Consider the following 9,580-nt stretch of genomic DNA (forward strand, 5'->3'; position numbering starts at 1 on the left):
ATTTTCCTGTGGTCAGCGGCGTTTTGCTGTGCGCGATGACGCCTGCGGCGAGAATCGAAAACCGTGAGCTACGCACGACGGCCTCTGCCCGGAGGGCGCAGGTTCACAAACCCTGTCTCAGAACGCCAGCTTGTAACCAATCGCGACGAGCATCAAGGCCAGACACGGGCGCAGAATGGCATCGGGGATGCGGCCGGTCAGCTGGCTGCCCATGTAGATGCCCGGCAGCGAACCCATCAGCAGAAAGCCCAGCATTGTCCAGTTCATGTTGCCCATGCTGGCGTGGCCAAGTCCGGCGATCAGGGTCAGTGGAACGGCATGGGCGATCTCGGTGCCCACCAGACGGCGGGTATCGAGAAACGGATAAAGGATGAACAGCGCCACCGTACCCAGAGCGCCGGCGCCGATGGAGGTCAGCGCCACCATCACACCGAGCACCACCCCGGTGAGCACGGTCAGGCTATTGAGGCTCTTGCCGCTCAGGCGATAACGATCACCGGCATGCTGATGGGCGAAAGCCAGCAGGCGCTTTTTGAAGAAAATCGCGAGCGCAGTCAGGAGCAAGACAAAGCCCAGCGCCTGTTTGATCACTGCGTTCATCGCATCCGGCGCGGTGTGCAGACTGCTCAGGAACCAAAGGGACAACCCCGCCGCCGGGACGCTGCCCAGTGTCAACCAACCGGTAATGCCCCAATCGATATTGTCGTTTTTCCTGTGCGCCAGCACGCCGCCACTTTTGGTGATGGCGGCGTACAACAGATCGGTGCCCACAGCGGTCGCCGGATTGATGCCGAACCACAGCAGGATTGGCGTCATCAATGACCCGCCACCAACGCCGGTCATGCCGACGATGAAACCGACGACCAAGCCTGCCACGACGAAACCTACATTGCCAAAATCCATTGTTCTGCCTGATACGCCCGCAAAAAACTGGCGCGCAGGATAGCGATTTTTCGTCTAAAGACCTCGGTTTTTCTTATATAGCGAGTAGACCGAAAGGATCTATGGTTATAACCGAATGACCATTGCGCTCTTACCAGGAGAGTTGAGACCTATTCGTCGCCCAGCATCAACGGCAAGTCGGCGCTCTATCGCCTCCGGCCTGAATCAAAAGCAAACCTCAGCGAATCGCCACGATGAACAAGCGCGGAAACGGCAGCAACACCGAACCATCCGCCAACACGGGATACGCCTGACTGATCGCTTTCAGGTAAGCGTCGAGGAAACCCGCCTGCTCGGCCTCATCCAGGCGCTGCAGATAAGGCCGAAGCGCCGAGCCCTTGAACCACTCCACCACTGCGGCATGACCACCGGCCAATGGGTGATGATAGGTGGTCCGCCAGACATCCACTTCTGCGCAATGAGGTTGCAGCAGTTCAAAGTAGTACGCCGCTGGATGACGATCGGGATGTTTGACCGAAGCGATCTTCCCCGCCCACGGTCCGCTCGCGGCGATCTGCCTGGCCAGCCGGTGTGCGGGTTCTTCAAGATTATCCGGCGTCTGCACGGCCAGTGCGCCACCCGGATTGAGAAGGCTCACCAGGCGCGGATACAGCTCGGCGTGATCGGGCACCCATTGCAATGAGGCATTCGCCAGGATCACGTCGAAACTTTTGGCAGGCTCCCATGCGCCAATGTCCGCCAGCTCGAACTGCAGCTTCGGCAAGCGCTGACGGGCGTCGCTCAGCATGTCTTCGGAACTGTCGAGCCCGGTGATCAGCGCATCGGGAAAGCGCTCGGCCAGAACCTCAGTGGAATTGCCTGGCCCGCAGCCTAGGTCGATCGCCGTCTTCACCGTTTGCGTGGGGATGGCGGCGACGAGATCGCGAACCGGACGCGTGCGTTGCTGCTCGAACATTGAATATTGCCTGGCTGACCAGCTCATCGGGCGTTCCTTCTTTGTCGTGAAAGGCGTGTAGCCGAAGTTAACGGCCGTGGGGTGGGAGTACAAATGAAGGTCAAGACGATCTCCGAGTCGTGGCTATCGGCATCTGGCTGGTCTGCAATCCCGTCAGGCGCGGCCAATACCGGTAAATGCCACGTCAACGAGCAAGCCAGGATCGAGGCCGCGAATCCGCTGTTCAATGTGATAGGCGCCGGCCTCGGCATAGCGCAGGAAGACACGACTGCACAGCACGCATTCCCAGACCCGGCAGCGATTGTAGGGAAAGAATTGCGGAGCAATCGGCGCATCAATGGACCAGTAGGAGGTGCCTGTCGGGTGATACTCATCGAGAGTCAGATCTTCTTCCTCGGCGGCGATCAGGGAGCCGACTTCGCGCAGTTGGCTTTCCTTGAGCGACACTGGCATGCCCTCCCATCCGGCGAAGGATTTGGGCATGCATGAGCAGGATTGGGTGACGGCAATGGAATGATCGGCGAAGCGCAGCAGGTCGGAAAACGCGAGTGGCGTGAACATGGGCAGCAGACTCTTGGCGGGTGAGGTCTTTTGGCGTGCAGGCATTGTGCAGCGCCGACGCGATTCTGCCTACTGTCCGCGCTGCTCAGATCAACGGTACGCGGTCAGATCGTCACCCGCCGCGTGAGATGCCCGCCGGGAATCGCGTAGGACACGTACAACCCTGACTCCACTTGCGCCCTGGAAGCCTCGGCCATACCCCGGACCTTTTCAGAAGCCTTGAACAGCAGTTGCCGGTCAAGCTGCCCTGCTTCCACCGCGTCGACAATCGCCTGAGCGATTTCATCCAACCCGGATTCACTTGAAACCAGCAGCAGATGCGCACCTGCATTGAGCGCGGTAATTGCGGTGTCAGTGATGCTGTTATCGCGCAATATCGACACCGCATCCAGATCGTCCGAAATGATCAAGCCATCGAACCTCAAGGTATCGCGCAAAAGGCTGATGACTTTTTCCGACGTGCTTGCCGCCTGCAGCGGGTCCAGCGCCGGAAACACAGCCGGACCCGGCATGATGGCCTGAACCCCGGCGCCGATCACCTGACGAAACACCTCCAACCCGTCTTCAAGGCACTCCATAGGCCCTACCACGGTTGCTCTCGCTATCGCTGGATCGTGCTCGGTCTGGTGATGCCCGGGAAAGTGCTTGGCGGTAGCGATGATTCCGGCCCGTTGCACTCCGTGAATGAACGCGCAGGATATACGTGCGACCTCGACCGGATCGGGTCCCAGATTGCGCCTGTGCAGCCACGGGTTGCTGCCGGTGACGACGTCGACGATTGGCGCGAGAAACAGATTGACCCCCATGACCCGCGCCGAACTGGCCATTTCATAGCTGCGCGCTTCGATGTCTTTGCTGCTCAACGCCTTGAGTTCATCGGCCGACGGCATACCGGGCACCAATCGGTGCAACCGTTGAATACCGCCCAGTTCCTGATCCACGGCAATCAGCACAGGCGCCCCGGCACGTGCCCTCGCCTCTTCGGCGATGCCCATAAAATGCGCCTGGGTCTCCGAACGACGACGCTCGAAACTCATGTTACGCGCCAGGTACTCGTCGCGGGTTTCCCCCAGCAGAATGGAGACGCCACCCCGGTTCAGGTACCGACATACAACCTCGTCAAGTTCCAGTCCCGCAAAGGCAGGCAGCAGGACGGAATAGGCGGCTCGTTGCAGCTCGTTTGACATTTCTCACCCCATGGATCGGCTGTCATTGCTCGTTTTCGAGCAATTTACTCCGATATCGAGCAATGTCAATTTCCAAAACGGCGATAACGAGCACTAACCGGGCACTAACCGAGCACCGATCTAACGACTGCGGTGATGACGAAACGTACAGCGCAATCGGGCACTCCATTGGCCGATTTCAAGGAATCCCTACCCTCGGATATATCGCAAAACAATATTTGTCGAGGCGCTCTTTTCATTTGTCCTATTGCTCGTCAACATACGCGCCAACTAACAACCGGCAGGCAATTTCAATAATGAGAATGAGATTTGTTGTCGATCTGTTATTCCTATCTAGTCGAGATAAAACAAACACTTAAAATTACGCGTCGAATGCTGATCAATGATATTGAATTGATATGGCATTGCGGCTTAGTGGCTTCCAAAGTGATCTCACTCCTTGTTTCAGGATGAAAATAGAATGCGTCTTTTACTGCTCACGAGTGTGCTGGCCGTGTCGCTGTCTGGCTGCGGCTCCACCCCTAACAATCCCTCCGTTGATCTGGAGACCTCCAAAACCGCCGCGGACTACGCGCAGTGCGTGTTCCCGAAGTGGCAGCAGATCAAGAGGGAAACCACCCTGACCGAAAGCAAAGGGCACTACAAATTGCTGGTCTCGAGCAAAGTGGCGCAGGACGACATCCTCGAAGTCTTCAAGGGCAACCCCAATACCCGCGTGTTCCTCTATCAGCGCGCTCCGCTTGCGGCGGCTTTCGGTCGCAGTGCATTGGAAAACGCTGCCCGCGAGTGCCTGTAAGCGGTGGTGAAACGAACCGCTTACAGGCCGGTGATGCAATTGGGCTGAACTTTCGTTTTTTCGATTCCCTCTGAGAACCGATACCGCTCGATTATCGGGCTCGAATTTCACTCAGAGGAACCATCACCATGAGCACCACACTGAACGGCAAGAAGGTCCTGATCATTACTGCTAATACCGGTATCGAGCGCGACGAGTTGCTCAAGCCGCTGGAAGCCTTGAAAGGAATGGGTGCGAATGTCACCCACGCCACTATTAAAGGCGGCGAAGCGCAGACCTTCGTTGGGGACACCGAAAAAGACACCAGCGTGAATTCCGACCAGCGCCTGGCAGGCCTGTCCGCCGCTGATTTCGATGCACTGGTAATTCCGGGTGGTACCGTCAACGCCGATACGCTGCGTCAAGACGCCGACGCCCAGCGCCTGGTCAAGGAATTCGCCAGCGCAGGCAAAGTCGTCGCCGCCATTTGCCACGGCCCGTGGCTGCTGATCGACGCTAAGGTGATCGAAGGCAAGACCCTGACTTCCTACCCGAGCGTGCGCATCGACCTGGTCAATGCAGGAGCGGCGGAGTGGGTCGATGCACAGGTCAAGCAGTGTGGCGCCAATGGCTGGACGCTGATCACCTCGCGTACGCCGAAAGACCTGCCCGCGTTCAACGAGGCCATCGGCAAGGCGCTGTTGCAAGCGGCGTAAACGTCAGGCTTCAGTTCACAAAACAGAAACGCATCGACGCCGCTGATCAGCGGCGTCGATGCGTTCGGGGAAAGTGTAACCCTGGCGGAAGACAGCGACGTACAGACCACCAGGGGAGTCTCGCACTCACCGTCTATGAGTGGTCCGCTTGCGACTAATTCAATCTTTTGTCGGGATTGGCGTTCGGTCCAGACCATTCCAGCAGCCCGTCTTCGAAAACGAAAATTCTTGCAACCAATTTTTCACAAGTCGGGTCGACATCCAAAGGCCAACGCGATCATCGCAAGTGCCGACACGAGACTCGCCCATGATCGGAATCATTGTCCCCGCGCACAACGAAGAATACTTTCTGGATGATTGCATCAAATCGCTTATCGCCGCCGCGAGCCATGATGAGCTTGGTGGTGAGACGGTAGAGATTTTGATCATGCTCGATGACTGCAGCGACGGCTCTGCCGAAATCGCACAGGCCCACGGGGTCGGCACACTCGCCTGCGGCTATCGTAATGTCGGCATGACGCGTGCAGCCGGGGCTCAATTGATGCTCGAACGCGGCGCTCGATGGCTGGCGTTCACCGACGCCGACAGCGTGGTGCCTTACACATGGCTGGCTGAACAGGTCTGCGCCGGGGCCGATGCGGTCTGTGGAATCGTCCAGATCGATGACTGGTCCGAACACCCGGAGCAGGTACGTCAGCGGTATGACGCACTGTATCGTCCGGTCGACAACCATCGGCACATCCACGGAGCCAATATGGGTGTGTCGGCCAGTGCCTATCTGCGGGCTGGCGGTTTCAGGGCGCTGGCGGCGCATGAGGATGTGCATCTGGTCGAAGACCTGCAGCGTATCGGCGCTCATATCGTCTGGACGGCCCGCAACAGTGTCACCACCAGCGCGCGCAAGCATTTTCGCTGCAAGGAAGGTTTTGGCGATTACCTCAATTCTCTGGCGACTCGAACGTTAGTAAGCTAATCACACTAAGCGGACAGCACTGAATGCTCAACCTGGCGCCTCAGGCTGCACGTCCAGCTACCTTCACCTCGGCGGGACAGCAACCGATGCAACCTATGAAAAACCGGGCTAATCCCGGCGACGACGACACACTGGGCGGCAGCATGCCCAGCGGCAGTGTCGCCATGCCCAAATCAGGCAACTGGTTCAAGCGTTTGCTGGCATTCACTGGCCCTGGCTACATGGTCGCGGTAGGCTACATGGACCCCGGCAACTGGGCCACGGACCTGGCCGGAGGTTCGCAATTCGGTTATCTGCTGTTGTCGGTCATTCTGTTTTCCAATCTGATGGCAATCGTGCTTCAGGCCTTGTCTGCCCGACTTGGCATCGCCACGGGTTGGGACTTGGCCCGAGCCTGTCGTGAGCGCTACCGCCGGCCGGTGTGCATCGCCCTGTGGCTTGTCTGTGAGGTCGCGATCATCGCCTGCGACCTGGCCGAGGTCATTGGCACCGCCATTGCCCTCAACCTGCTGTTCGGCATCCCGCTGGTGTGGGGAGCGGTGATCTCGGCGGTCGATGTGTTCCTGATTTTCCTGCTGATGGGCCGGGGTTTCCGCGCGCTGGAAGCCTTCGTCATTGCGTTGTTGTTGATCATCTTCGGCTGCTTTGCGGTTCAAATGGTACTGGCGCGGCCGGACATGGCCGAGCTGTTCGCCGGTTTCATTCCCAAGGCGGAAATCGTCACCAACCCGGCGGCCCTGTATCTGGCCATCGGCATCATTGGCGCGACCGTGATGCCGCATAACCTGTATCTGCACTCCTCCATCGTCCAGACCCGCGCCTACCCGCGTACCGAAGAAGGCCGCCGAATCGGCCTGCGCTGGTCAGTCACCGACAGCACCATCGCCCTGACTCTGGCGCTGTTCGTCAACGCAGCCATCCTGATCACCGCCGCCACGGTCTTTCACAAGGCCGGCAAGACCGACGTGGTGGAGATCGAACAGGCCTACCATCTGTTGTCACCCATGCTCGGCGTGGGCATCGCTTCGGCGCTATTCGCCATCGCATTGCTGGCGTCGGGCATCAACTCTACGGTGACCGCGACCCTCGCCGGACAGATCGTCATGGAAGGCTTCCTGAAGATGAAGCTGCCTGGCTGGGTGAGGCGTTTGCTGACACGCGGTCTGGCGATCATCCCAGTGATCATCGTCACCAGTGTGTATGGTCCACAAGGCACGGCGAAACTGCTGGTGCTGAGTCAGGTGATCCTGTCGATGCAACTGCCCTTCGCCATCGTACCGCTGGTGCGTTTCGTCTCTGACCGGCAACTGATGGGCAACCTCGTCACCGGCCCCGTGCTCACGGCACTGGCGTGGCTGATCGCGCTGCTGATCATCGGTTTGAATCTGGTGCTGCTGGTGGGGATGTTTGGGGGTTGATGGACGTAACGCCGAGCACCATCCGTGGGCTCGGCTTGCGGCCATCGGGACTAGCCTGCCGAGAAGCTATTGACTGAACTATCGCCTGCGCTCGCCTCAGTGGCTGGCGCCTTGGTCGTGGCTCATGTCCATGCTGTCCATCATCGTCCGCGCCGGGGCACTGACCTGCACAGTCTCGCGCACGCCCTTGTCGTCCTCGATGGTCAGGGTCAGCGGCACCTGATCACCTTCCTTGATCTGCTCCACCAGCCCCATCAGCATCACATGGTAGCCATCCGGGTCCAGCGACACGGTCTTGCCTGCAGGCAACGGCACTGAGTCGACCGGTCCCATGCGCATCACGTCGTTGGTCATGCTCATTTCATGGATCTGCACGTTGTTGGCTGCGGGCGAAGCGACGCTCAGCAGCTTGCTGTCGCTATCAGCGGTGATGCGCATGAACGCGCCGGACGACGGCTGCCCTGGCACGGTGGTGCGGACCCAGGCATCGTCGACTTTAGTCTGGGCGACGGCAGACAGACTGACGCCCGCCAGCAGCGAAGCGGCCAGAATCCGGCGCAGCGCCAGACGGATTACGGCAGTGGAAAACAGCGTGGTCATCAGCAGACCTCCATGACAGTGAGCAGATCTTCCGCGCATTGTTTGGCGGAAAGCGACGGAGACAGGCCCAGCCGCAAGTTGCCGCGCGAGTCGAACACGTAGCTGGTGGCGGTGTGCGACATGGTGTAGGTATCGCCGATCGGCTCTTTTTCATAGAACACGCCGAATTCCTTGGCGACATGCTGCGTCTGCTCCAGCGTGCCGCGCAGGGCGACGAAGCTTGGATCGAACTGCTTGACGTAGGCGTCGAGGATCTGCGGTGTATCGCGCTCAGGGTCGACGGTGATGAAAATCACCTGCAGGGTCTTGCCATCCTCGCCCATGATTTTCTTGATCTGGGCAGCGCGCGCCAGTGCCGTGGGGCAGACCGCCGGGCATTGGGTGAAGCCGAAGAACACCATCGGCATCAGGCCGCGATAACTGGAAAGGGTTTTTACCTCGCCCTGGGTATCGGTGAGCTTGAACGTACGGCCCATGATCTTGTTGCTAAGATCCTTGCCGTATTTGAAATCCAGCGCAGTGGTGGAACCATCGCAGCCTGCCAGCAGGCCGAGGCCCAGGATGCCCATACCGGTGACCACCTGGCGGCGGGTCAGTAAATCATTCATGTGACGAACTCTCTGAAGCGGCTGGCGTTGGCACCGGCCTTTTATCGTCCTCGAGGACGACGCTGAACAGAACAAGAGTGCGCTGAAGACTCACGGTGCCTGAGGTGACAGCTCAGGGAGGCGGTGTCGCGGAGGTCTGCGCAGCAGATAGTCAGAACGTGGGACGAGTCTGCGTCGGCTGCGCGCCATCCAGCCCAGAGCGATGAAGAACACCAACGCCAGCGCGAGAGTACCGGCGAAGGCGCAATCGGCCATGGAGAGTTTCATCAACTGCGCATGCTCGCTCATCTGCGCCAGGTCCGGATGGCCGGAGAAATCGTGATGCGCGCTGCAGTCGACGGCGGGACTCATCTGATTGAACGCACGCAGCATCTGGCCATGGCTCAGGCTGCACACGAGCCCACTGAACAGGATGAAGCCATACAGCATCCAGGCAATGAGCGATTGATGAGTTCGGACGAATTTCATGGGCCGCCATTCTACATCGTTGTGCCCCATGACATGGCACGGGCCCGGATTGCCGGGTGCGACAAAACCGCGCAGGACGATGGTTCTTGTCAACAAGAAATTTGACAGACACATCGTGCAGCAGGGTTTGCCAGCGGTGGAGTACTCAGAAGCCACCGCCGGCTAGGCGTGCTGCCGGAGAAACTCAGCCACGCAAAATCCCGGTACAGCGCGAATTCGTAGGAGCCGGCTTGTTGGCGAACGCGTTGGGTCAGACAAAACCGATGTGTCTGATCCAACGCGTTCGCCAGCAAGCCGGTTCCTACAGTGGATTGGGATGTAGCGAGATGTTGTTCGCGATCAAGTGCGATGAGCGTTAGCCCAGCCGTGACCCACACATTCCCTTGTAGCAGTCCGGCCTGCCGGCGGCAGCGATC

The 9,580-nt window shown here is 59.1% G+C and carries 11 protein-coding genes; 4 read left to right on the forward strand and 7 right to left on the reverse strand.

The features are described 5' to 3' along the window. Positions 1 to 117: 117 nt before the first annotated feature. The 4 genes from ACRER8_RS19010 to ACRER8_RS19025 all read right to left on the reverse strand — a co-directional run bounded on the left by ACRER8_RS19010 (position 118) and on the right by ACRER8_RS19025 (position 3,606). The gene (locus ACRER8_RS19010) at positions 118 to 903 is read right to left on the reverse strand and encodes a sulfite exporter TauE/SafE family protein (RefSeq protein ID WP_431747750.1); all 786 of its coding nucleotides are present in this window, start codon (positions 901 to 903) and stop codon (positions 118 to 120) included. A 217-nt stretch (positions 904 to 1,120) separates the two neighbouring features. Beyond that, entirely contained in the window at positions 1,121 to 1,885 is a 765-nt protein-coding gene (gene tam, locus ACRER8_RS19015) for a trans-aconitate 2-methyltransferase (RefSeq protein WP_431747751.1), read from the reverse strand. A gap of 126 nt (positions 1,886 to 2,011) precedes the next feature. After that, entirely contained in the window at positions 2,012 to 2,464 is a 453-nt protein-coding gene (locus ACRER8_RS19020) for a hypothetical protein (protein WP_431747752.1), read from the reverse strand. 59 nt (positions 2,465 to 2,523) lie between these two features. Continuing rightward, positions 2,524 to 3,606, reverse strand: coding sequence for a glycoside hydrolase family 3 N-terminal domain-containing protein (locus tag ACRER8_RS19025; protein ID WP_431747753.1), 1,083 nt, complete (start codon positions 3,604 to 3,606; stop codon positions 2,524 to 2,526). A gap of 460 nt (positions 3,607 to 4,066) precedes the next feature. On the opposite strand from ACRER8_RS19025, the gene ACRER8_RS19030 reads away from it, so the two are divergent. The 4 genes from ACRER8_RS19030 to ACRER8_RS19045 all read left to right on the forward strand — a co-directional run bounded on the left by ACRER8_RS19030 (position 4,067) and on the right by ACRER8_RS19045 (position 7,488). Continuing rightward, positions 4,067 to 4,402: a hypothetical protein gene (locus tag ACRER8_RS19030; protein WP_431747754.1), complete on the forward strand. Its 336-nt coding sequence runs from the start codon at positions 4,067 to 4,069 to the stop codon at positions 4,400 to 4,402. 128 nt (positions 4,403 to 4,530) lie between these two features. Beyond that, a complete protein-coding gene (locus ACRER8_RS19035; RefSeq protein ID WP_431747755.1) occupies positions 4,531 to 5,097 on the forward strand; it encodes a type 1 glutamine amidotransferase domain-containing protein in 567 nt (188 codons plus the stop codon). 307 nt (positions 5,098 to 5,404) lie between these two features. Further along, positions 5,405 to 6,070, forward strand: a complete 666-nt coding sequence (locus ACRER8_RS19040) for a glycosyltransferase (RefSeq protein ID WP_431747756.1) — start codon at positions 5,405 to 5,407, stop codon at positions 6,068 to 6,070. A 143-nt stretch (positions 6,071 to 6,213) separates the two neighbouring features. After that, a complete protein-coding gene (locus ACRER8_RS19045; protein ID WP_431747760.1) occupies positions 6,214 to 7,488 on the forward strand; it encodes an Nramp family divalent metal transporter in 1,275 nt (424 codons plus the stop codon). Between the two features lie 96 nt (positions 7,489 to 7,584). On the opposite strand, the gene ACRER8_RS19050 is transcribed toward ACRER8_RS19045, so the two are convergent. The 3 genes from ACRER8_RS19050 to ACRER8_RS19060 all read right to left on the reverse strand — a co-directional run bounded on the left by ACRER8_RS19050 (position 7,585) and on the right by ACRER8_RS19060 (position 9,164). After that, entirely contained in the window at positions 7,585 to 8,088 is a 504-nt protein-coding gene (locus ACRER8_RS19050; protein WP_431747757.1) for a copper chaperone PCu(A)C, read from the reverse strand. Next, a complete protein-coding gene (locus ACRER8_RS19055) occupies positions 8,088 to 8,696 on the reverse strand; it encodes an SCO family protein (protein ID WP_431747758.1) in 609 nt (202 codons plus the stop codon). Before ACRER8_RS19055 ends, ACRER8_RS19050 begins: the two co-directional genes overlap by 1 nt. 90 nt (positions 8,697 to 8,786) lie before the next feature. After that, complete coding sequence (locus ACRER8_RS19060; RefSeq protein WP_431747759.1) at positions 8,787 to 9,164, reverse strand: DUF2946 domain-containing protein; 378 nt, start codon at positions 9,162 to 9,164, stop codon at positions 8,787 to 8,789. Positions 9,165 to 9,580: the final 416 nt, after the last annotated feature.

The sequence above is a fragment of the Pseudomonas sp. genome (genome assembly GCF_050739935.1).
GTDB lineage: Bacteria > Pseudomonadota > Gammaproteobacteria > Pseudomonadales > Pseudomonadaceae > Aquipseudomonas.